This is a genomic window from Nocardioides sp., from assembly GCF_047607185.1.
Lineage (GTDB): Bacteria > Actinomycetota > Actinomycetes > Propionibacteriales > Nocardioidaceae > Nocardioides.
On sequence record NZ_JASGDQ010000142.1, the window covers coordinates 1 to 19,834 of the forward strand.

At 71.3% G+C, this 19,834-nt stretch carries 21 protein-coding genes and 3 tRNA genes; 11 read left to right on the top strand and 13 right to left on the bottom strand.

The features are described from left to right. Positions 1 to 149: 149 nt before the first annotated feature. Complete coding sequence (locus tag QM595_RS17095) at positions 150 to 941, top strand: carbon-nitrogen hydrolase family protein (protein ID WP_415172787.1); 792 nt, start codon at positions 150 to 152, stop codon at positions 939 to 941. Positions 942 to 1,017: 76 nt separating this feature from the next. Continuing rightward, positions 1,018 to 2,217, top strand: a complete 1,200-nt coding sequence (locus tag QM595_RS17100) for a hypothetical protein (RefSeq protein ID WP_415172788.1) — start codon at positions 1,018 to 1,020, stop codon at positions 2,215 to 2,217. Between the two features lie 16 nt (positions 2,218 to 2,233). On the opposite strand, the gene QM595_RS17105 is transcribed toward QM595_RS17100, so the two are convergent. Beyond that, positions 2,234 to 2,318: transfer RNA gene (locus QM595_RS17105), tRNA-Ser, on the bottom strand. Positions 2,319 to 2,349: 31 nt separating this feature from the next. Further along, complete coding sequence (locus QM595_RS17110) at positions 2,350 to 2,730, bottom strand: hypothetical protein (protein WP_415172789.1); 381 nt, start codon at positions 2,728 to 2,730, stop codon at positions 2,350 to 2,352. Positions 2,731 to 2,819: 89 nt separating this feature from the next. Here QM595_RS17110 and QM595_RS17115 point away from each other — a divergent pair, with 89 nt between their 5' ends. The 4 genes from QM595_RS17115 (at position 2,820) to QM595_RS17130 (ending at position 4,893) form a co-directional block, all read left to right on the top strand. Further along, a complete protein-coding gene (locus QM595_RS17115; RefSeq protein WP_415172790.1) occupies positions 2,820 to 3,296 on the top strand; it encodes a hypothetical protein in 477 nt (158 codons plus the stop codon). 97 nt (positions 3,297 to 3,393) lie between these two features. Continuing rightward, positions 3,394 to 3,487 (top strand) — tRNA-Ser (locus tag QM595_RS17120). A gap of 224 nt (positions 3,488 to 3,711) precedes the next feature. Then, positions 3,712 to 4,545: a glycosyltransferase family 2 protein gene (locus QM595_RS17125; protein WP_415172791.1), complete on the top strand. Its 834-nt coding sequence runs from the start codon at positions 3,712 to 3,714 to the stop codon at positions 4,543 to 4,545. A gap of 213 nt (positions 4,546 to 4,758) precedes the next feature. Beyond that, entirely contained in the window at positions 4,759 to 4,893 is a 135-nt protein-coding gene (locus QM595_RS17130) for a hypothetical protein (RefSeq protein ID WP_415172792.1), read from the top strand. Positions 4,894 to 4,979: 86 nt separating this feature from the next. On the opposite strand, the gene QM595_RS17135 is transcribed toward QM595_RS17130, so the two are convergent. Further along, on the bottom strand, positions 4,980 to 5,996 hold the full coding sequence (locus tag QM595_RS17135; protein ID WP_415172793.1) for a LuxR family transcriptional regulator: 1,017 nt from the start codon (positions 5,994 to 5,996) through the stop codon (positions 4,980 to 4,982). A gap of 120 nt (positions 5,997 to 6,116) precedes the next feature. Between QM595_RS17135 and QM595_RS17140 the strand changes: the two genes are divergently transcribed. Beyond that, a tRNA-Arg gene (locus tag QM595_RS17140) sits at positions 6,117 to 6,192 on the top strand. Here the strand turns inward: QM595_RS17140 and mftF are convergent. The 5 genes from mftF to mftA all read right to left on the bottom strand — a co-directional run bounded on the left by mftF (position 6,179) and on the right by mftA (position 11,120). Next, positions 6,179 to 7,651 (bottom strand): mycofactocin biosynthesis glycosyltransferase MftF, encoded by a 1,473-nt coding sequence (gene mftF, locus QM595_RS17145; RefSeq protein ID WP_415172794.1) that lies wholly within the window; start codon positions 7,649 to 7,651, stop codon positions 6,179 to 6,181. The two genes, QM595_RS17140 and mftF, sit on opposite strands and share 14 nt — an antisense overlap. 106 nt (positions 7,652 to 7,757) lie before the next feature. Next, positions 7,758 to 8,438 carry a mycofactocin biosynthesis peptidyl-dipeptidase MftE gene (gene mftE / locus QM595_RS17150; RefSeq protein WP_415172795.1) on the bottom strand — a complete coding sequence of 227 codons (681 nt, stop codon included), beginning with the start codon at positions 8,436 to 8,438 and terminating at the stop codon, positions 7,758 to 7,760. Between the two features lie 17 nt (positions 8,439 to 8,455). Continuing rightward, positions 8,456 to 9,688, bottom strand: coding sequence for a pre-mycofactocin synthase MftD (gene mftD, locus QM595_RS17155; protein WP_415172796.1), 1,233 nt, complete (start codon positions 9,686 to 9,688; stop codon positions 8,456 to 8,458). 33 nt (positions 9,689 to 9,721) lie between these two features. Next, the gene (gene mftC, locus QM595_RS17160; RefSeq protein ID WP_415172797.1) at positions 9,722 to 11,011 is read right to left on the bottom strand and encodes a mycofactocin radical SAM maturase; all 1,290 of its coding nucleotides are present in this window, start codon (positions 11,009 to 11,011) and stop codon (positions 9,722 to 9,724) included. A gap of 13 nt (positions 11,012 to 11,024) precedes the next feature. Next, positions 11,025 to 11,120, bottom strand: a complete 96-nt coding sequence (mftA, locus tag QM595_RS17165) for a mycofactocin precursor MftA (protein ID WP_415172798.1) — start codon at positions 11,118 to 11,120, stop codon at positions 11,025 to 11,027. Positions 11,121 to 11,213: 93 nt separating this feature from the next. Here mftA and mftR point away from each other — a divergent pair, with 93 nt between their 5' ends. Beyond that, complete coding sequence (gene mftR, locus QM595_RS17170; protein WP_415172799.1) at positions 11,214 to 11,813, top strand: mycofactocin system transcriptional regulator; 600 nt, start codon at positions 11,214 to 11,216, stop codon at positions 11,811 to 11,813. 53 nt (positions 11,814 to 11,866) lie between these two features. On the opposite strand, the gene QM595_RS17175 is transcribed toward mftR, so the two are convergent. The 5 genes from QM595_RS17175 to QM595_RS17195 are packed head-to-tail and all read right to left on the bottom strand — an operon-like array spanning position 11,867 to position 15,996. Then, the gene (locus QM595_RS17175; RefSeq protein ID WP_415172800.1) at positions 11,867 to 13,018 is read right to left on the bottom strand and encodes a cation:proton antiporter; all 1,152 of its coding nucleotides are present in this window, start codon (positions 13,016 to 13,018) and stop codon (positions 11,867 to 11,869) included. 10 nt (positions 13,019 to 13,028) lie between these two features. After that, the gene (locus QM595_RS17180) at positions 13,029 to 13,514 is read right to left on the bottom strand and encodes a cation:proton antiporter regulatory subunit (RefSeq protein WP_415172801.1); all 486 of its coding nucleotides are present in this window, start codon (positions 13,512 to 13,514) and stop codon (positions 13,029 to 13,031) included. 32 nt (positions 13,515 to 13,546) lie between these two features. Beyond that, positions 13,547 to 14,758, bottom strand: a complete 1,212-nt coding sequence (locus tag QM595_RS17185; protein WP_415172802.1) for a hypothetical protein — start codon at positions 14,756 to 14,758, stop codon at positions 13,547 to 13,549. A 13-nt stretch (positions 14,759 to 14,771) separates the two neighbouring features. Further along, the gene (locus tag QM595_RS17190; RefSeq protein WP_415172803.1) at positions 14,772 to 15,626 is read right to left on the bottom strand and encodes a 3-hydroxybutyryl-CoA dehydrogenase; all 855 of its coding nucleotides are present in this window, start codon (positions 15,624 to 15,626) and stop codon (positions 14,772 to 14,774) included. A 46-nt stretch (positions 15,627 to 15,672) separates the two neighbouring features. Then, positions 15,673 to 15,996: an ArsR/SmtB family transcription factor gene (locus QM595_RS17195; protein WP_415172804.1), complete on the bottom strand. Its 324-nt coding sequence runs from the start codon at positions 15,994 to 15,996 to the stop codon at positions 15,673 to 15,675. 223 nt (positions 15,997 to 16,219) lie between these two features. Between QM595_RS17195 and QM595_RS17200 the strand changes: the two genes are divergently transcribed. From QM595_RS17200 to QM595_RS17210, 3 genes are all read left to right on the top strand, one after another. Beyond that, positions 16,220 to 18,055: a phosphoenolpyruvate carboxykinase (GTP) gene (locus tag QM595_RS17200; protein WP_415172805.1), complete on the top strand. Its 1,836-nt coding sequence runs from the start codon at positions 16,220 to 16,222 to the stop codon at positions 18,053 to 18,055. Between the two features lie 307 nt (positions 18,056 to 18,362). After that, complete coding sequence (locus QM595_RS17205; RefSeq protein ID WP_415172806.1) at positions 18,363 to 18,920, top strand: PGPGW domain-containing protein; 558 nt, start codon at positions 18,363 to 18,365, stop codon at positions 18,918 to 18,920. A 218-nt stretch (positions 18,921 to 19,138) separates the two neighbouring features. Next, on the top strand, positions 19,139 to 19,825 hold the full coding sequence (locus tag QM595_RS17210) for a glycosyltransferase (RefSeq protein ID WP_415172807.1): 687 nt from the start codon (positions 19,139 to 19,141) through the stop codon (positions 19,823 to 19,825). Positions 19,826 to 19,834: the final 9 nt, after the last annotated feature.

Consider the following 19,834-nt stretch of genomic DNA (forward strand, 5'->3'; position numbering starts at 1 on the left):
GAAGTGTGGGCGTCGTCCACAGTCCGCCTGTGGACAGGCCCTGCACTTCTGCCGACTCGGGCCTCCTGGGACCCGCACTTCTGCCGACTCGGGCCTCCTGGGACCCGCACTTCTGCCGACTCGGCGGGGGCGTGGCTAGGCTGGGGACCGTGACCGGCTGGGACCACCTCGACGTCGCCCTGGTGCAGGCCGCGGCCGACCTCGACCCCGAGCAGAACCGCCGCCGCCTGGCCGAGCTTGCCCCGGCCGGCGCCGACCTGGTCGTCTTCCCCGAGGCGTTCGCCCGCGACTTCGGCCCGGTCACCGACGACCTGGCCGCCCATGCCGAGCCGCTCGACGGACCGTTCGCCACCGAGCTGGCGAAGGTCGCCGCCGACCGGCACAGCACGCTGGTCGCCGGGATGTTCGAGGCCGCCGCGCCGCACCCGTTCAACACCCTGGTGCTGACCGACGGCCGAGGGCCGACCGCCTACCGCAAGATTCACCTCTACGACTCCTTCGGCTACCGGGAGTCCGACCGCCTCGGCGCCGGCCCGGTCGAGCCGACCCTGGCAGACCTCGGCGGCGCGAGGATCGGCCTGATGACCTGCTACGACCTGCGCTTCCCCGAGCTCGCCCGACTGCTCGTCGACGCGGGCGCCGAGGTGATCGTCGTACCCGCCGCCTGGGTGGCCGGCGAGCGCAAGGTCGACCACTGGCGCACCCTGGTCCGCGCCCGCGCCATCGAGAACACCGTGTACGTCGTGGCGGCCGGCCAGCCCGCGCCGCGCTACTCCGGGCACTCCCTGGTCGTCGACCCGCTCGGTGACGTGATTGCCGAGGCCGGTGACGGCGAGGAGGTCCTCACCGCCCGGCTGGACGCCGCCAGGCTGGCCGAGGCCCGCTCCGTCAACCCCAGTCTGGCCAATCGTCGGATTGGCCTGGTTGGGGCGAGGGCATAGCCTCACCTGCCGTGAGTGAGCGTGCGAGCGGACCGAGGGCGTCGCGCCGGCCCCGAGCAGAGCGAGGGGTGAGGGCGTGAGCAGAGTCGCGCCCCGCCGCCGCGCGGATGTCAGCCGCCGCGGCGGCCGCCGCATCGCGAGCCCCGCTCACGTCCCCGCGATCGTGGAGCACGCCACGTCGACCCGCCGACCAGACCCCGTGCCCGAGTCGCCCCCCGTCGCCCGTCGCGCCGTCGCGTTGGAGGGCCCCGGCACCTCGACCACGGTGATGCCGAACGACGACCACCACACCCCGTGGTGGCAGATCCTGACTTCGGTCCTGGTCGCCCTCCTCGGCCTGGCCGCACTCGCCGCAGCCGCGATCCCGGTCGGACCGGACTGGCTGCCCGAGGTCGGCGCGACCGCCGTCACGGCCGCCTACGTCTGGGTGCTCGCCGATCGGGGCGGCGGCAGACCGGCGATCTTCGCGGTGCTCACCCTGCTGGCCGGCGCCATCGTGATCGCGGTCGACCGACCCGAGCTGCGCACCGGCGCCGCGGTCAGCACCGCCACCATCGCGGCGGTGCTCGGCGTGCTGATCACCGTGCCCGCCGTACGTGTCCGGCAGGCGGTCCGCGAGGCGGTGGTAGCCGTGTTGGTCGCTGCCGTCGGCGGCGGTGCCGCGCTCGGCTGGTCGCCCTCCATCGACCTGGTGAAGTTCGAGTACGCCGTCCTCGTCCTCACCCTCGCCGCCACCTTCACCATCGTCTACCGCCTCGGCGCCGGGCTCCACGGACTGGGCCGCCGGGGCGCGTTCGTGGTGCTGCTCGGCGCCGTCGTACTCGCCGCGACACTGGTCTACGCCGAGGCGCTGCGCAGTTACGGCGGCCTCACCCTGGTCGACTCGCTGCTCGACCTGGTGCGCTGGAGCCGGGATCGTCTGGGCGCCTTCCCGCGGCCGGTCGAGGCGGTGCTCGGCGTCCCGGCGCTGATGTGGGGCACCCACATGCGGGCGCGCCGCCGGCAGGGCTGGTGGGTCTGCGCCTTCGGCGTCGCGGCCACCGCGCCCGCCGCCGGCGCCCTGCTGAACCCGGCCATCTCCAGCGTCGAGGCGCTGCTCTCGATCGGCTACGGCCTCGTCGTCGGCATCGTCCTGGGGTACGTCGTGATCCGGGTCGACCTCGCTCTGACCGGCACCGGCGGCGGCCGCCGGGCGGTGGGCCGCCGCAGCCGACAGGCGGAGGAGCGTGAGGTCGCCATCCGGCCCGAGCCGCGACGGCTGGACGCGCTGCTGTAGCACGCTGCCCCAAGCGCAGAGGGGAGGGGATTTGAACCCCTGGCAGGTCTCCCTGCGACCGCTTTCAAGGCGGTTCCGATAGGCCGCTCCGGCACCCCTCCTCGGCCGCCCGCGAGCGGCCGGACGGGCAGTCTACTCGGGCTTGCCGGGATCGCCGCCCGTCGCCTGCTCGCTGGCTCGATGCAGGTGACGGGTGATGTCGACGATCAGCCTCTTGAGATCGCGGCGCAGCGCCTCGGGATCGGGAGCCTCCAACACGTGAGGAAGCTGTGCGCCGATCCGGGTCAGCAGGTCGTTGCGCTCCTGCCGCAGCGCGCCACCCTGGCTCGCCAGCCAGGAGCTCTGGCCGTTGAGCGACTCGGCGGTGAGGCGGTCGCGGACCGTCGTCAACCGCTGCCGCACCGCCCATCGCCAGTTGCCCAGCGAGACGCCCTTGCCGCGGGGCGCGTCGAGGAGATGGTCGAGGGCGCGTACGGCGTCGGCGGTCGGACTCGTGACGGGCGGCAACTGCATCTCCTGACCTCTCCCGTGGATGTGATCCACGTCACCATGCACTCTAGACCCGGCGTCCGCCGCCGGTGACGGCAGGGGACAATCGAGCCGTGTCCGATCAGCAGCCCGTCTACTACCGCCTCGCCGCCCCGGTGACCGTTCGGTTCGTCGGCCTCTACCTGTTGGCGCTCGCCGTACTCGTCTTCGCCGTGACGGTCCTGGTCTTCGCCCTCGGGATCTCCGGCGACCTCATCGTCCTGCTGGCGCTCCTCGGCCTGATCGGGCTGGGCGTGCTCGGCTGGTGGCTGGCGAGGCGAGCGTACGTCGTTCGGGCGGCCGCCGACGGCTACACCGTCCGGCTGGTGCGTGGCGCCGGCGTCAAGGCGGCTCGCTGGAGCGAGGTCGAGGACGCCGTCACCACCAAGCCTCACGGCATCCCCTGCGTGGTGCTGCGGCTCAAGGACGGTCGCACCACCACGATCCCGGTCTCCGTGCTGGCGATCGACAACGACCAGTTCGTCCGAGAGCTGCAACGACATCTCCAGCGCGGACAGGGCGTGCGGCCGGTGAAGCACAAGCGCCGCTGATCGCCGGCTGGCCCGGGGCTCTGCCCGATTGGCCCGGCGGGCTCTGCCCGATTGGCCCGGGGCCGCGCTCTCCTAGTAGCCTGTGCGGGCTTGTCGAGGAGATGTCGCCTAGTCAGGTCTATGGCGCCCGCCTGCTAAGCGGGTTTGGGTCTTAAAGCCCATCGAGGGTTCAAATCCCTCCATCTCCGCCAGTTGATTCAGGTTGGAACCCTCGGTGGGCGAAAGCCCGCCGAGGGGGACAGCCCGACCTGGCTCAGGCGTGGAGGGGGCGGATGCAGGGTGGCCGGATCCAGCCGACTCGACCGGTGCCGCCGAGGCGCTCCCAGGCTCGGTGCGTGATGCCGTCTCAAGGGCATTGGGTGTCGATGGGGGGGGTAGACGCAGCACGCCGGCGCGGGTCGCGGCACTGACTGTGGTGCGTGACGAGGCGGCGATGCTGCCGCGCTGGATCGGGTACTACGGTGCTCAGCTCGGCATGGAGAACCTGGTGGTCGTGGACGACTGCTCGACCGACGGCTCGACCGATGACCTGCCGTGCCGGGTGATCCGGCACTCCGGATTCCGCGAGGGCAGGTTCGAGAAGGCCCGGATGAGGCTGGCCAGCCGCCTCGGTGCGGAGTTGCTCCGAAGCCACGACGCGGTGATCTTCACCGATGCCGACGAGTTCCTGCTCGCCGACCCGGACCGGTACGACGGTCTGCTGGACTTCGTGGCCGCCCGGCCCGAGCTCGACGTTGCGGCAGGCCTGGGGCTCAATGTCGTCCACCACCTCGACCACGAGGGAAGGCTCGACCCCGGCGAACCGGTCCTGGGACAGCGCCGGTTCGCGAAGTTCGTCGGCACGATCAGCAAGCCGTCGCTCAAACGGATCGGGGCGCCCTGGGCCCGGGCCTCGCACGGCATCCGGGCGCCGTACGTCCCGGACCGCGGGCTGCTGATGGTCCACCTCAAGTTCGCGGACCTCGACCTGATGCGGCGTACCGCGGACCTTCGCCACGCGGTGCGGGTCTCGTCCGGTCTATCGGAACGGAGCACGTGGGCGAAGAGCGGAGACGAGATCGTCGCCGAGTACCGCTCCTTTCTCGACGGCGGACCGGACGTGCCGGAGTTCGACGCCCAACAGGTCGACCCACGCCGACTGGTGGTCGAGAGCAATGGCGTCTGGCATACCGAAGGCGACCGGCAACTGAGTGTGATGGCCCAGGGAGCGCTGTTGCGCGTGCCCAGTCGCTACTACGGCATGGTGTGACCTGGTCTGTCGCGGCCGGACGCCCGCCCGGCGGGGCCCGTCAGCGTGCCCGCGAGCGCCTGTGCGCCTCGGTGCCGCATCTGGACGGACGGCTTGCAAGTTTGTGCAGTGCATTTTTCTGAGGAAGCCCGAGGCTCACGTCTGCATGGATTTGCAGCGAAAATAGTGACATCTCGGACCCCCCAAGTTCGACGAGGAAAAAGGACACGCACCATGAAGACCATCCGCAAGTTCATCGTTGTCGCCGCAGCCTGCACCGCGAGCCTCGGCATTCTCGGCATGACGGCTCCTGCCCACGCTGACGTCAGCTGGGGAACCACCAAGGTGGGGACCCGCATCCTGAAGTGATCGATTCCGTGGCCGCCCGCCTCGACCCCCCCAAGCAGACGGGCAGCGACTCGAAAGGCTAAGGCAGCGGCTGTTGGGCCGCTGCCTTAGTCGTCTTTCGAGGGAGTGTCCTCGGGGAGGTCGGCGATGGCGTCCGCGATGCCGAGCTTCCCCATCGTGTAGCCCAGCTGGAACCGGGTCTCGGCGTCGAACTCGTTCTTGAGGTCAGCCACATAGCCGGCGTAGGTCCGCGGGCTCACCCCGAGCCGCTTGGCGGACACGGGATCCGAGTAGCCCTCGATCAGCATCCGCATCGTCATGGCGCGCTGCTCCTCCGCGATGCGCCGCATCACCGTCGCGTCCTGGGCCGTGAACGGCCTGGCACGCTCCCAGGTGCGCATGAACACGTCGACGAGATAGGCCACCACGGCCGGCTCCCTGATGGCGAGGGCGGTGCGGAAGTCCTCGCTCGCCGGGATGATCGCCACCCGACGATCGACCACGATCATCCGGTTGAAGAACTCATCGAGTGTGCGCACCTCCGCGCCGAGCTCGCTCACCGCGGCGACGTACTCCCTGGTCACAGTGCTGCGTCGGGCACTGTGCTGGTAGAGCGTCAGCAGCCGGGCGCCTCGGTCGAGCGCGTTGCGCTCCAGCTGGATCGATGCGGCGAGGCCCTCGTTCGTGTCGCGGCCGTACTGCGGTTGCGCGGTGAGGAGCTCCTCCTGGGTCTCGGTGACGGTGCCCTCGATGTAGGCGCCGATGTTCTGCGGGCCACGGAGATAGGTGAACGGGCCACGGTCCTCGGCGGCGGCTGAACGGCGCCAGGCCTGGTTGAGCGTGTTGAGGTCGTGGGCCCAGCGCGAGGACTCCTCGATCATCTTCGCGCCCTGGAGCCCCAGCGGCGCGACCACCCGGGCTTGCGCCGCCGTCGGGTCCTGCGGCACCCACTGGCCGGTCTCGGGTGCCTGGTGGACCAGGCCCAGGTCGATGAGCAGTTCGAACCCCGGCGTCTTGCTGCGCGGGTCCGCCGGTCCGATGCCGCCGCTGGTGACGATCTCCTCGTAGAGCGGGATCGACTCAGCCTCGAACAACGCGCGTTCGTCCGCCCCGTACTTGCCCAAGGCTGGCCTCCTCCCCTGAGACGACTAGCTCGGATCATTCCATGTGGGGGCCACGCGGCGGCCAGGGCGGGCAGCGATTTCGGCTAACCGGTGCGGGTCGGCTATCCTCTCTCAGTCGTTGCGCCTGTAGCTCAACGGATAGAGCATCTGACTACGGATCAGAAGGTTTGGGGTTCGAATCCCTACAGGCGCGCCATGTGATCTCTCAGGAGATCGGCGACAGGCCGGACCCTTGCCTGGGTCCGGCCTCCTCTCCGGACGAGCGTGGGGCGGAGGCAGGCGGGGCTCCGCTGGCGGAGGGCGCCGAGCCAGAGGCCGGTGCCGTAGGCGAGGTCGTCGAGCCGCCGGCCGACCAGGGTCGACATCAGCCCGGAGCTCTCGCCGGGGCGGTCCAGCAGGGCGATGGCGGAGTCGACCAGGAGGGCGGTGGCGACTGCCCGCCGGAGGTTGCTGCTCGCAGCGGCGCCGGCGAGGGCGGCCGGCCACCAGTGCCGCAGCAGCAGCGCCGACTCCTGGCGCACCGCCCAGCCGAGCCCGCGGGTGGCCAGCTGCAGCGCGAGAGCCGGCCGGCCGGGGACGTCGGGAAGGGCTCGGGAGACCGACCGCGCGCCGAGGGCGACCGCGAGCGCGACGACGGGTGGCGACCATCGGCGGCGGGCCAGTACGGCGGCGCCGGCGGCGGCCATGGCCGGGGTGAGGATGGCGGGCGCGACGGCGCCGGGATGGCGGCGCGCCAGCTCCGCACTGCCGCTGCCGTAGAGCACCTTGCGGCCGAGCCAGCCGTGCATCGTCGTGCGGACGTCGTGGTCGGCTCGCAGCGACGGCTCATACCGCACGGCGTGTCCGGCCTGGACGAGCCGCCAGACGAGGTCGACATCCTCGCCCACCCGCAGGGCGGCGTCGAAGCCGTCGATCTCGGGCGACCGGAGTGCGGCGGCGCGCCCGACGAGACAGGCGCTGGGGAGCCAGCCCACGGCGGCCCCGGGGCGGACCGAGCAGGCGCGGGTGCCGAGGGCGAGCGAGGAGGCGGCCTCGTCGTAGCGCTCGAACCACCGCGGCCGCTCGCTGCGGCTGCGACCCTGCACGAGGGGTCCGACCAGCGCGACTCGCGGGTCGGCGAGGTGCCCGGCGAGCGCGCGCAGGATCTCGGGCGTCGCGGTGACGTCGGAGTCGACGAACGCGGCGTAGGGCGTCTCGACCCGGGCCAGGCCCTCGTTGCGGGCGGCGGCCGGGCCTCGGTTGACGGGCAGCACGACGAGCGTCGCACCGTGTCTGCCGGCCACGGCGGCGACGGCCGCCGGCTCGCGGGAGGCGTCGTCGACGACGATGGTCGCCAGGCCTCCCAGCGCGGCCAGGCAACGGTCGAGCTGCTCGGGGCGGTCGCGGGTCGGCACCACGACCGTGAGATCGGTGGCAGCGGCCGGAGTCAGGCCGACCGGGTCGGCGAGGTTGCCGTCCAACAGGCGCCCGGCGACCGTCGCCGACGCGGGTGAGGTGACCTGGAGCCGGGCGGCCACGATCATCCGGGAGGCTGCGGGAGCGAGCCGCAGCGCCCGCAGCGGCGAGCCGCCGACCAGGACGACGCCGCCGTCAGGACCCGGCAGCCGCCGTACGTCGTCTCGGAGCCGCACGGTGAAGCCGGCGGGAAGCCTCATCCGCCGAAGCCGCCGTGGGCGCTGACGACCGAGCCGTTGAGAGTGGCCCCCTCCCGCGAGCAGGCGAAGTCGGTCACCAGCGCGACCCTGGGCTTCGACCCGGCCATCAGCTCGACCGCTCCGCGGGCGACGCATCGACATCCCGCACGATGTCGTGAGCCAGCCTCACCATGGCGTGCAGGATGTCACGGCCCTCCTCGGCGCTCGCGCCGGCGGGATCGCCCAGCACGCCGTTGGGGGCCACCGCGGCCACGCCGGAGGCACGCAGTGTCGGCAGCAGCTCGGTCAGGGGCGCGGTGTTGCCCGCGCTCGCCCGCGCGGCCTGCACCCGTTGCGGGTCGAGATGGAGCATCAGGGAGGTCTCGGTCCTGCCGGCGTGGGCGTCGGCGTCGTGGGTGGCGCACGGCACCCAGCTCACGTCGTGACCCTCGGCACGCAGCTGGCTCACCGCCCGCCGCACCGCCTCGAGGTTGCCGCCGTGGCCGTTGACGAAGATCACGCGTGCCGCCCAGGTGGTGGCTGAGCGGACGAGCTCGACCAGGACGGCGGTCAGCGCCTCGGTGCCGATCGAGATGGTACCGGGGAAGGACTGGTGCTCCCCGCTGGCACCGAAGCCCACGGCGGGCGTGACATCGGCTCCGAGCAGCGCGCCCAACTCCTCGGCGACGGCGCGGGCGATGACGGTGTCGGTGTCCAGCGGGAGATGCGGGCCGTGCTGCTCGACCGAGCCCAGCGGCACCAGCACGGTGCCGCCGCGGACCAGGTCTGGCCAGGTCAGGTCGGCCATGCCCATGTGATGCTCGCTCAGCCGCCGAGCGATCGGTGGAAGCCGTCCGGGATGAGCAGGTGCTCGGGAGCGAGCTCCTCGATTCCTCCGACGCCGAGGCCGAGCAGGGCCGAGTCGATGCCGCTCTTGAGGATGTCGAGGACGTTCTCGACGCCGGTCTGGCCGTTGGCGGCCAGGCCCCACAGGTAGGCGCGGCCGATCATGACCGCTCGTGCGCCGAGGGCGAGTGCCTTGACCACGTCGGAGCCGCGGCGCACGCCGCCGTCCAGCAGCACCTCGATCTGGTCCCCGACTGCGGTGGCGATGGGGTGCAGGCAGCGGATCGAGGCGGGGGTGCCGTCGAGGTTGTTGCCGCCATGGTTGGACACCGAGATGGCGTCCACGCCGGCGTCGACGGCGCGCCGAGCGTCGTCGACCCGACAGATGCCCTTGAGCATGAACGGCTTGCCGGAGAGCTCTGCCCAGGTCTGCCGCATCCAGGCGACGTCCTCCCAGGAGGGGGGCGGGGTGGTCATCCACTCGTAGTAGGCGCCGAAGAAGGTCGGCGCCGGTCCCCGGGTCCCGTCCGGTCCGGGCGGGGCGAGGTTGGGCGCGGTGAGGTCGGGAATGACGCCGGCCTTGGCGAACTGCGTCATCCAGCGGACCTTGGTGGCGACCTTCGGCGCGAACCGTACGGCGGTCCTGAAGTCGACCTTCTCGGGGATCTCGGGACTGCCCCAGTCACGGCCCATCGAGAAGGACCAGTCCAGGGTGGCGATCAGGCCCTGCGCGCCGGCGGCATGGGCGCGCTGCATGCGGTGGATCATCACCTCGCGCTCGCCGGTCCAGTACATCTGGAAGAAGGTGGCCGGGTTGGCGGCGCAGACCTCCTCGACCGGCTTCGAGGCAAAGTTGGACAGCCCCATGACGGTGCCCCGGGCCGCGGCAGCGCGGGCGACCGCGACCTCGCCGTCGGGATGGACCGCCTGTACGCCGGTCGGGGAGATGAGCACTGGCAGGCTGACCTGCTGGCCCATCACGGTGGTCTCCATGGACCGCTTCGGCTGCTGGCCCGCGACATGCGGAGCGAGGCCCAGCTCGGCGAAGGCGGCCTGGTTGTCGGCGATGGTCTGGCCCCGCTCGGAGCCGGCGACCAGGGCGCCGTAGACGGGCTGGGGAAGCCGCTTGCGGGCCCGCTCCTGCGCGATCGCGACGGACTCGAACCAGGGGTTCTGCTTCCAGGGATTCTCCAGCCACGTAGGGCGAGGCATCGCTCGAGTCCTTCCTCGGGTCGGGCTAGTGGATCAGTTGGGGGTGAAGCCGGCTAGCGGCGACTCCGCACAGAGGCTCACCGGGACGGGCGAGTCGGGGCCTCGGCGCGAGAGTGTCAGCAGGACCGGGGCGTTCCTGGTGGCGACCTTGCGGGAGTGGTCCTGGCTCGATGCCGGCACGGTGCGGGCGCCGGCCAGTGCGGGCTGGCCGTAGCCCTGTACGCACTCGGGGTCCGGCCCGTCGAGGGGGAGGCCGGTGAAGAACTTCGCGGCCATGCAACCGCCCCGGCAGGAGTCGAAGTGCGCACATCCCGAGCAGGCGCCGCCGCCGGTGGGCTGCCGGAGCCGGGTGAACAGCGGCGAGTCCTGCCAGACCCGCTGGAAGCCGCCGTCGGTGAGCAGGTTGCCGGCCAGGAATTCATCGTGGATGGCGAACGGGCAGGCATAGACGTCGCCGACGGGGTCGATCAGGCAGACCACCCGGCCGGCGCCGCACAGGTTCAGACCGGGCAGCGCCCCGCTGCCGTCGGCGGGGCCGAACGCCGCGAGGTGGAAGAAGGAGTCCCCGGTCAGCACGCCCTCACCGTGGGCGAGGAGCCAGTCGTAGAGCTCGCGCTGCTGCTCGGGCAGCGGGTGCAGTTCGTCCCACACCTCCGCGCCGCGACCTGAGGGCCGCAGTCGGGTCAGCCGCAGGGTGGCGCCGTAGCGGTCCGCGAGGGCCTTGAACTCGTCGAGCTGGCCGATGTTCTCCCGGGTGCAGACCACCGAGATCTTGGCGTCGGCGAAGCCCGCGTCGGCCAGGTTGCGCAGCGCGGTGATCGCGGTGTCGTAGGACCCCGGGCCGCGGACCCGGTCGTTGACCTCGGCGGTCGCGCCGTCCAGGGAGATCTGCACGTCGACGTAGTCGGTGCCCGCCAGCCAGCGGGCTCGCTCGGGGGTGAGCCGAACGCCGTTGGTGGAGAACTTCACCCCCACCTGATGGGCCACCGCGTACTCCACCAGGTGCCAGAAGTCTGGGCGCACCGTGGGCTCGCCGCCGCCGATGTTGACATAGAAGACCTGTATTCGCTGCAACTCGTCGATCACCGCCTCGCACTGGGCGGTGGTCAGCTCACGAGGATCACGGCGACCGGAGGAGGACAGGCAGTGCGCGCACTCCAGGTTGCAGGCGTACGTCAGCTCCCAGGTCAGGCAGATCGGCGCGTCGAGGCCGTGCTCGAACTGGTCGCGCAGCGGCGCGCTGTCACGACGACGCTGAAACGTCAGCCGACGGCTGTCGAAGTCGTAATCGAGGAAGCCGAAGCGCTCCGGCCTGCGAGACATCGGTCGGCGTCTCTCAGTAGACGCCGCACATGCCGTCGATCGAGACCTCCTCGACGATCACGTCCTCGCCGAGGTCGTCGTGCTGCTCCACGTTGGTCTCCGGGTTCATGCTGCGCTCCTTGGTGTGCGAGAGGTGACGCGGGTCATATTAGTGACTACCGTGGTCAAAAAGAAGGGGGGTGCGGCTGATAATTTGCGCCCCATGGCCGTCTCCCCCGCGCGCTCGCTGCGGGGCAGGCCGGCGGCCACCTCCCACGAGGAGATCGAGCAGGTCGCCTTCGGCCTGTTCGCCGAGCGCGGCTTCGAGGCCACCACGCTCGAGGACATCGCCGCGGCCGTCGGGGTCGGGCGACGCACCATCACCCGCTACTACGCCTCGAAGAACGACATCCCGTGGGGCCAGTTCGACGTCACCCTGGCCGGATTCCGCGAGCTTCTCGCCGCGATGCCGCCGGAGCAGCCGCTGTGGGAGAGCGTCCATCGCGGCGTGGTGATCTTCAACCGCTTCCCGACGGATGCGAACCCCTCACACCGCGAGCGGATGCGGCTCATCCTCACGACCCCGGCCCTGCAGGCGCACTCCATGCTCCGCTACGCCGACTGGCGCGCGGTGATCGCGGAGTACGTCGCCGCGCGCACCGGCAGCCACCCCGACGACGTGCTGCCGCGCGGCGTCGGCCACCTCTCGCTCGCCCTCGCCCTCGCGGCGTACGAGGCCTGGCTGCCGGACGAGCATGCCTCGCTCGAGGATCGGCTCGACGCCTCGATGCGCGCGATCCGCGACTACCTCGGCGCGGACTGAGAGCGCGTTTGAGAACTCGGAGGCGCCGGCTCCGCGCCGCCCATCAACGGTGGTCAGCGGCTGATCATCCGCGACAGTGGCTCGACCAGCCGCGGCATCACCGGGCCGAGCACGGCCAGGATGAGCACATAGGCGGCCGCGGTCGAGGTCAGTGCCGAGGGCACCGTCGCGGCGACCAGGCCGGCCACGATGATCGAGAACTCACCACGCGGCACCAGCACCGCGCCGGCGCGCAGCCGGGCCTTCCGGGCGACCCCGGCCCGGGCGCCGGCGATCCAGCCGGTCGCCATCTTGGTGGCGATGCCGACCAGCGCCAGGGCCAGCGCCGGGAGGATCACCGACGGCAGCTCGCCGGGGTCGGTGGAGAGACCGAAGAAGACGAAGAACACCGCGGCGAAGATGTCGCGCAGCGGCTCCAGGATGCCGTGGATGCGCTCCACCAGGTCGGTGGAGAGCGCGATGCCGAGCAGGAACGCACCGACCGCCGCCGACACGTGCGCCGCCTCGGCGAAGCCGGCGACGAGCAGCGCCAGCCCGAGCAGCCGCAGCAGCATGACCTCGTTGGAGCCGCTGCCGACGACCTGGGTGACAGCATTGCCGAACTTCAGCGCGACGAAGAGGACCATCGTCAGCACGGCCAGCGCGATCACCACCGACTCCAGCGCGGCGAACCCACTGGCCGAGGCGGCCAGTGCCGTGACGATCGGCAGGTAGACGGCCATCGCCAGGTCCTCGAGGACGAGGATGCCGAGGATCGCCGGCGTCTCGCGGTTGCCGAGCCAGCCGAAGTCGCCGAGCACCTTCGAGGCGATGCCCGAGGAGGAGACCGCGGTGATGCCGAACATCGCCACCGCCGCCGTACCTCCCCAGCCCATCAGCAGCGCGAAGACCGCCCCCGGCAGGCCATTGAGGAGCAGGTCCACCACGCCGGCCGGCGCCTGGGTGCGCAGGTTGCCGACGAGGTCGGCGGCGGTGTACTCCATGCCGATCATCAGCAGCAGCAGGATGACGCCGATCTCCGAGCCGGTGTCGAAGAAGCCCTCGGGGGCGTTGAGCGGCAGCAGTCCGCCGGTGCCGAACGCCAGCCCCGCCAGCAGGTAGAGCGGGATCGGCGACAGGCTCCAGCGCGCCGCCAGCCGGGAGAGCACGCCGAGCGCGAACAGGACGACGCCGAGCTCCAGAAGGAGCTGTGCGGTGTGATCCATCCGGGTGGATTCAGGCGTTCGGCTCGAGGACGGCGGTGGCGGCCTTGACGCCCTCCTCGGTGCCGACGATGACGACACGGTCGCCGACCCGGAAGCGGAAGTCGGGCGCGGGAGAGGCCGCCACCTCGTCGTTGCGGAAGACGGCGACGACGGAGGCGCCGGTCCGGCTGCGGATCTGCGCGTCGCCCAGGGTGCGCCCGACGTACGGCGAGTCGCCGGTGAGCGGCACGCCCGCCGTGGTGATGCCCTCGACCTGCTCGCGCAGCTTCGCAAGCCGCTCGACGACGCGGGGCATACCGAGCAGCTCGGAGAGGACCTGGGCCTCCTCATTGCTCAGCTCGACGCTGGCCAGCACCGTGTCGGGATCGTCCGCGCAGTAGATCGCCAGGTGACGGGCGCCCGACTTCAGCGAGATGACGCCGACCCGGCGGCCGGCCGCGGTGGTGAAGTCGTGTCGCAGCCCGATCCCAGGCAGCTTGATCTCCTCGACCTCCACGGTCCCTCCTTGGCTCCGGTGCGCCGGCCACACTAGTCGGTCCACCACAGCCGCGATGACTCGCCGTCGTCGGAGAACAGCAGCACCCTGCCGGCGGCGGCCGCGGCGGCCAGCAGCTGCTCACCGCCGGCCTCGGGTGGCGGCGCCGGCGGTGTCACCCGCTGCCAGTCCTCGCCGTCCGCCGAGCGCCACAGCGAGTACGACGCCCCGTCGCTCGTGGTCGCCCAGAACTCGTCCCCGTCGCTGGTCAGCGAGGCGACGTACGGACTCTTGCTGGCGGTGCTGGGCAGCCGCCCGAACGGCGTCGGCGTCGACCAGCCGTCCTCGGTCCGGCGCCAGGCGCCGAAGGTGTCGCCGAGCAGGCCGAGCGCCAGCGCGCCGTCGGCGGTGGCGATCACGCGCTGGAGGTCGTCGAAGCCGTCGCTGCCGGGCGCCTCCTCGCGCTGCCAGGTCTCGCCGTCGGGGGAGGTCCAGGCCAGTGGCACCCGGTCGAGGACGCCCGGGACCGAGCCGGCGCCGACCAGCAGCCAGCCGTTCCCGGTCCAGGTCGCCGCCTGCGCGAGCGCTGAGAAGCCCGCGTCGTTCGCCAGCCCGGGCACGCCCTCGTGCAGGGTGAACTCGCCCTGCCCGGTCGAGGTCCAGAACGCCGGCCCGCTGGAGCGGTTGCCGGCGATGAGCCATTGCGGGCCGCCGGTCATCGGGCCGACGTTGGTGGCGTTCTCGCCGCCGAAGAGGGTGTAGCCGACGGCGACGTCCTCAAGCGCGCCGCCCTGCAGGTAGAAGGGGGTGACGCGGGGGATGCCGTGCGCGCCGCCGGCCCGGGCGCCGATGACGGTGACCCTGCCGTCCGAGCAAGCCACCGAGGTGAGCAGCGCCCGCTGCCCCCAGTAGGTGTCGGCGTGGATCGCGACCGGCTGCCAGTCGCGGCCGTCGGCCGAGCGCCAGGCGGCCGGGGTGCTGTCCTGGTCGGCGGTGGGGTGGGCGAGCCAGACGCCGCCGACGGCCAGCCACTCCTCGCCGCAGCGGGTCGCGTCGCGGACGGTGACTCGGCCCTCGGCCCCGGGTGCCGGCAGGGTGACCTCGTGCCAGCTGACCTCGGCCCGGTCCGGCGTACACGCCGCGAGGAGGGCGAGGCAGAGGGCGACGCCGAGGACGACACGGGCGCGGGCACGGAAAAGGGCGGGAGAACGGCGCGCCGACGAACTCCCGTAGCGCTGTTCTCCCGCCCTTTCCACGCGCCTCACGCGCGCCAGTGTCTCAGTAGGCGTAGAAGCCGTGTCCGGACTTCTTGCCGAGCAGGCCGGCGTCGACCATCCGGTCCAGCAGCGGCGGCGGGGAGTAGAGCGGCTCCTTGAACTCCTCGTACATGGAGATGCCGATGGCCCGGATGGTGTCCAGGCCGATCAGGTCGGAGAGCGCCAGCGGGCCCATCGGGTGGCCGCAGCCGAGCACCATGCCGCGGTCGATGTCGGCGGCGGAGGCGTAGCCGGCTTCGTACATCCGGATGGCGCTGAGCAGGTAGGGGACCAGCAGGCTGTTGACGACGAACCCGGCCCGGTCGGTGGCCTCGATGGGCTGCTTGCCGAGGGTGTCGGTGACGAAGGACTGCATCGAGGCCATCGTCTCCGGAGAGGTGGTCAGGCTGGGGATGAGCTCGACCAGCTGCATCACCGGGGCCGGGTTGAAGAAGTGCACGCCCATCACGTTGGTGGCGCGGCCGGAGACGGCACCGAGCTTGACGATCGGGATCGAGGAGGTGTTGGAGGTCAGGATCGCGGTGTCCTTGGTGAGGATCGACCCGACCTTCTTGAACAGCTCGAGCTTGACGTCCTCGTTCTCGCTGGCGGCCTCGACGACCAGGTCGCGGTCGGCCAGCGCGGCGAGGTCGGTGGTGAACTCGATCCGGCCGAGCGTCTCGTCGAGGTCGGCCTCGGTGATCTTGCCCCGTGACGCGGCGCGCTCCAGGCTGGCGCGGACTCGGCCCTCGGCGGCCTTGGCCGCCTCCTCGGTCACCTCGACCACGACGGTGTCCAGTCCGGCGCGGGCGCTCACCTCGGTGATGCCCGACCCCATCAGGCCGCCACCGATGACTCCAACCTTCTCGATGCTCATGGCAGCATCATGCGCCTGCCGCGCCCGCGGGCGTGGCCCGGGTGGGCTACTCGCGGGTAGGGATCGCGGCGAGGAGCCCGTCGGTGGAGACCGGCTCCTTGCTGAGGATCGCCCGGCCGGCGGCCAGCAGGGCGGCGACCTCGGGGGTCGCCAGCTCGTAGAGCACCGTCGAGCCGGTGCGGGTGGCCGAGACCAGGCCGGCGCGACGCAGCACCGCCAGCTGCTGGGAGAGGTTGGAGGCCTCGAGGTCGAGCTCGGCGAGGATGTCGCGGACCGGGGTGGGCCCGGCCTGCAGGATCTCCAGCACCCGGATCCGGGTCGGGTGCCCGAGCGTCCTGAACAGCTCCGCCTTGGCGTCGTAGAGCTTCATCGGGGCCCCCATCCGAGCGGTCTCCCGGCCGCTTCTCTCGGCCGTGTCGGGAACCGATCCGGGGCCGGAATTCGGTGACTGATCAGTAGCTAGCCCGGTTGGATCGATCCATTAGTGCAAGCGTGAGAAAGGACTCACGCTGGGAGACAGTACCCCACTTGAAGGATTCTTCAATTGGGGTAGCCTGCCGGGCACATCGCTGACTTCTGAAGGGCTTCGATTGATGGTTGACGTGGACAAAGTGCTCGACGAAGCGGGGCTCACCAACCCCCATGTTCGGGAGTTCGTGACCTACTGGGCGGGCATCACCGGCGCCGACCGGATCGAGGTCGTCAGCGCCGACGACGACGCCCGGCTCCTCCAGGAGAGCCTCGACGCGGGCGAGTTGCTGCCGGTGACCGGCGGCCTCTACTACAGCCGCTCCTACTACAAGGACACCGCCCGGTCCGAGGAGCGCACCGTCGTGGCCACCTCCGACCCGGCGGACAAGGGCGTCTACAACAACTGGAAGCCGGCCGAGGAGACCGTCGCCACGCTCACCGAGCGGATGACCGGCGCCTCGGCGGGCAAGACCATGTACGTCATCCCCTACCTGATGTCGCCTCCCGGCAGCCCGCTCGAGGCGTTCGCCGCCGGGGTGGAGCTCACCGACTCCCGCCCGGTCGTGCAGCAGATGATCCGGATGTCGCGCGTCGGCGTCGACTACATCAACAACCTCGCCGAGCCGGCCAGTTTCGTGCGCGCCGTACACGTCACCGGCGACCTGCCCAACCTCGGCCAGGGCACCGCCAGCGACCAGCGGTTGTTCGCCACGGTGGCCGACCAGCGCACGATCCTGCACTACGGGTCGTCGTACGGCGGCAACGCGCTGCTCGGCAAGATCGCCCACGGCCTGCGCCAGGCGATGTACGACGGCTGGAAGAACGCCTTCCTCGGCGAGCAGTTCATGCTGCTGGGGATCGTCGACAAGCAGACCGGCAAGAAGTACCACGTCGCCGGCGGCTTCCCGTCCGCGTCCGGCAAGACCAACCTGTCGATGACGCTGGCCCCCGACGTGCTCGGCGACCGCTACTACGTCGAGTTCTACGGCGACGACATCGCCTGGCTCTGGCACGACGAGGCCAGCGGCAAGATCTACGCCTTCAACCCGGAGTTCGGCGTCTTCGGCGTCGCCAAGGACACCAACGAGGCCACCAACCCCGGCGCGCTGGACTCCATCCAGGCCGGCAGCGGCGCGATCTTCACCAACGTCGCCTACAACGAGAAGACCCAGGAGGTCTGGTGGGAGGGGCGCACCAAGCACCACCCCGACGACCTCGACGGCTGGCTCGACTGGAAGGGCGAGCGGATCGCCGACCGCATCGAGGACGAGCTGAAGGAGCCCTGGGCCCACCCCAACAGCCGCTTCACCACCACGCTCGCCAACGTGCCCAATATCGCCGAGGACTACGACGACCCGCGCGGCGTCCCGGTCGACGCGATCATCTTCGGCGGCCGCACCCGTGACCGGGAGCCGCTGATCCGCGCCATCACCGACCTCGCCGAGGGCGTCTACGACGGCCTCACCCTGGGCGCCGAGGCGACCTTCGCCGCCGAGGGCGTCGATGGCCAGCTGCGCTACGACCCGATGTCCAACCGGCCCTTCATGGCCTACGGCGAGGGCGACTACGCCCGGCACTGGCTCGACGTCATCGGCCAGGCCAGCGACCAGCCGATCTTCGCCCACGTCAACTGGTTCCAGCGCGACCCCGAGGACGGCCACTTCCGCTGGCCGGGCTACCGCGACAACCTGCGCGCGCTGCTCTGGCTGGTCCAGTTCAAGAACGGCGAGGTCAAGGGCAATGTCACCCCGGTCGGCGTCATCCCGACCCAGGACGAGCTCAACCTCGAGGGTATGACGATCAGCCAGGAGGACCTCGACGCGATCCTGACCATCGACGTCGACCGCTGGAAGCAGGAGATCGGCTTCCGCGAGGAGCACCTCAACCAGTTCGACCGGCTGCCGGAGGAGATCTGGGAGGCCCACCGCCGGGTGGCCGCCGCGCTCGAGGAGGCCTGAGGGCGTCGTACCACGGCGTGATCCGTCCAGTGCCCCGGGGCTTCCGCCCCGGGGCACTGTCGTCGGAGAAAAATTCTGAAGAATTTTTTCCCGAAACGGCTGACAACCGCCGCCGGATGCGGCAGTCTTTATCCCGGAACCCCTGGTGACCCGAGACGCCAGGGGTTCCTTCAATTGTGCAAGGGCCACTTCTGGGCCACCGCTCCCGGCGACACGCCGTGACGACGGCGTGTCGCAGTGCGAGAGCGGTCAGCGGGTGGCCCCGGACCACCCCCGCTTGCTTGTCGCGATCTGGCAGGCTCGGGTCATGCGGTCGGCGGCGAAGCGCCTCGTGCTCGAGGGTCTCGGGTGGATCCTCGTCGTCGCCGGGGTGGCCGCGCTGGTGCTGCCCGGCCCCGGTCTGCTCATGGTGTTCGGCGGGTTGGCGCTGCTCTCGCAGCAGTACGAATGGGCCGAGCGCCGACTGGAGCCGGTGCGACTGCGCGCGCTCCGCGGCGCGGCGGAGGGTGTCGAGACCTGGCCGCGCACCATCGCCTCGGCGATCGGGGCGCTGGCCATCGTCGGCTTCGGGGTGCTGTGGGCGGTACGGCCGGCGGCGCCGGGCTGGTGGCCGCTCGAGGAGTCGCACTGGCTCTTCGGCGGACCCTGGACCGGGGTGACCCTGATGATCTCCGGGGCGCTGGCGATCGGCCTGCTGGTCTACAGCTTCCGGCGCTTTCACGACAAGCCCGAGGCCCGGCTGGCGCTGGAGGCGGAGATCGACGCCGCCGACCGCTGGGGCGAGCGGCTGGCGGTCAGCGAGTGGACCGACGAGCCGGTCACCGGAGAGAGTCGTCATCAATCCGGTAACGACGGGCAAAAGTGACCAACACCTTGGGACCGGCGTAGTCCCCGAAACCTGCCGCTGACCTGCGGAATCACATCGTGGTTACCGACCTGTTGGCGTTCGACAGCCCCCGATCGGCGAAGTAGTTTCATTGTCAACTGGTTCGCGGAATGGGGTCCGCGAACCCTGTTGAGAGGGCAATCGCCATGGAGCGCGATCCAAACTCTCTCGGGACTCGTGTCAGCATCGTGTTGTCGGTGTCCGACGACGCGACGCATCTGCCTATCCTCCTGCGTCAGCTCCCGGACGACCACGAGGTCGTCCTCGTCGACCGGGGCGCCGGCACCGACACCGCCGCCGCGGTGCAGGCACGGCCGAGCGTCCGTCTGCTGAGCCAGCCCGGCGCCACGCCCGGCCGAGCGCTGGCGGCAGGTCTCGCCGCCGCAACCGGCGACGTCATCGCCACCTTCCCCGTCGACGGCTCCGCCGATCCCGCCGAGTTGCCGCGCTTCGTCGCCGCGATCGAGCAGGGCGCCGACTTCGCCAAGGGGTCGCGCTTCCTCGACGGCGGCGGCGCCTCCGACGCCACCTCGCTCGAGGTCGCCAGCAGCCGGGTCGTCTCCTGGCTGGGCCACCACGCCGCCCGGATCGGGCTCAGCGACCCGGCGTACGGCTTCTATGCCATCAGCGGCCGGCTCCGTGACCGGCTGCTCGATGTGGCCGACCTCCACACGCCGCAGATCGCCACCGTCGTGGCCCTCCGACTGGTCGCCGTCGGCGCCCGCGTCGTCGAGGTGCCCAGCGTGCAGCGCTTCCGGATCTTCGGCCGGTCCCGCCGTCTGGGGCTGGTCGACGGCGTTCGCGACGCTCGCCTCATCCTGGCCGAGCGCAGCCGGGTCAGCCCCGTCCGCCGCGACCACTTGGAGACTGCCCTGGTCTCCTGACGACCCTGG

What these genes read in the sequence shown, in the direction of transcription:
- QM595_RS17110 (WP_415172789.1), bottom strand. Translation starts at nt 2,730, where the DNA reads ATGCAGTTGCCGCCCGTCACGAGTCCGACCGCCGACGCCGTACGCGCC.
- QM595_RS17130 (WP_415172792.1), top strand. Translation starts at nt 4,759, where the DNA reads ATGAAGACCATCCGCAAGTTCATCGTTGTCGCCGCAGCCTGCACCGCG.
- mftF (WP_415172794.1), bottom strand. Translation starts at nt 7,651, where the DNA reads ATGAGGCTTCCCGCCGGCTTCACCGTGCGGCTCCGAGACGACGTACGG.
- mftE (WP_415172795.1), bottom strand. Translation starts at nt 8,438, where the DNA reads ATGGCCGACCTGACCTGGCCAGACCTGGTCCGCGGCGGCACCGTGCTG.
- mftD (WP_415172796.1), bottom strand. Translation starts at nt 9,688, where the DNA reads ATGCCTCGCCCTACGTGGCTGGAGAATCCCTGGAAGCAGAACCCCTGG.
- mftC (WP_415172797.1), bottom strand. Translation starts at nt 11,011, where the DNA reads ATGTCTCGCAGGCCGGAGCGCTTCGGCTTCCTCGATTACGACTTCGAC.
- mftA (WP_415172798.1), bottom strand. Translation starts at nt 11,120, where the DNA reads ATGAACCCGGAGACCAACGTGGAGCAGCACGACGACCTCGGCGAGGAC.
- mftR (WP_415172799.1), top strand. Translation starts at nt 11,214, where the DNA reads ATGGCCGTCTCCCCCGCGCGCTCGCTGCGGGGCAGGCCGGCGGCCACC.
- QM595_RS17175 (WP_415172800.1), bottom strand. Translation starts at nt 13,018, where the DNA reads ATGGATCACACCGCACAGCTCCTTCTGGAGCTCGGCGTCGTCCTGTTC.
- QM595_RS17190 (WP_415172803.1), bottom strand. Translation starts at nt 15,626, where the DNA reads ATGAGCATCGAGAAGGTTGGAGTCATCGGTGGCGGCCTGATGGGGTCG.
- QM595_RS17195 (WP_415172804.1), bottom strand. Translation starts at nt 15,996, where the DNA reads ATGAAGCTCTACGACGCCAAGGCGGAGCTGTTCAGGACGCTCGGGCAC.
- QM595_RS17200 (WP_415172805.1), top strand. Translation starts at nt 16,220, where the DNA reads ATGGTTGACGTGGACAAAGTGCTCGACGAAGCGGGGCTCACCAACCCC.
- QM595_RS17205 (WP_415172806.1), top strand. Translation starts at nt 18,363, where the DNA reads ATGCGGTCGGCGGCGAAGCGCCTCGTGCTCGAGGGTCTCGGGTGGATC.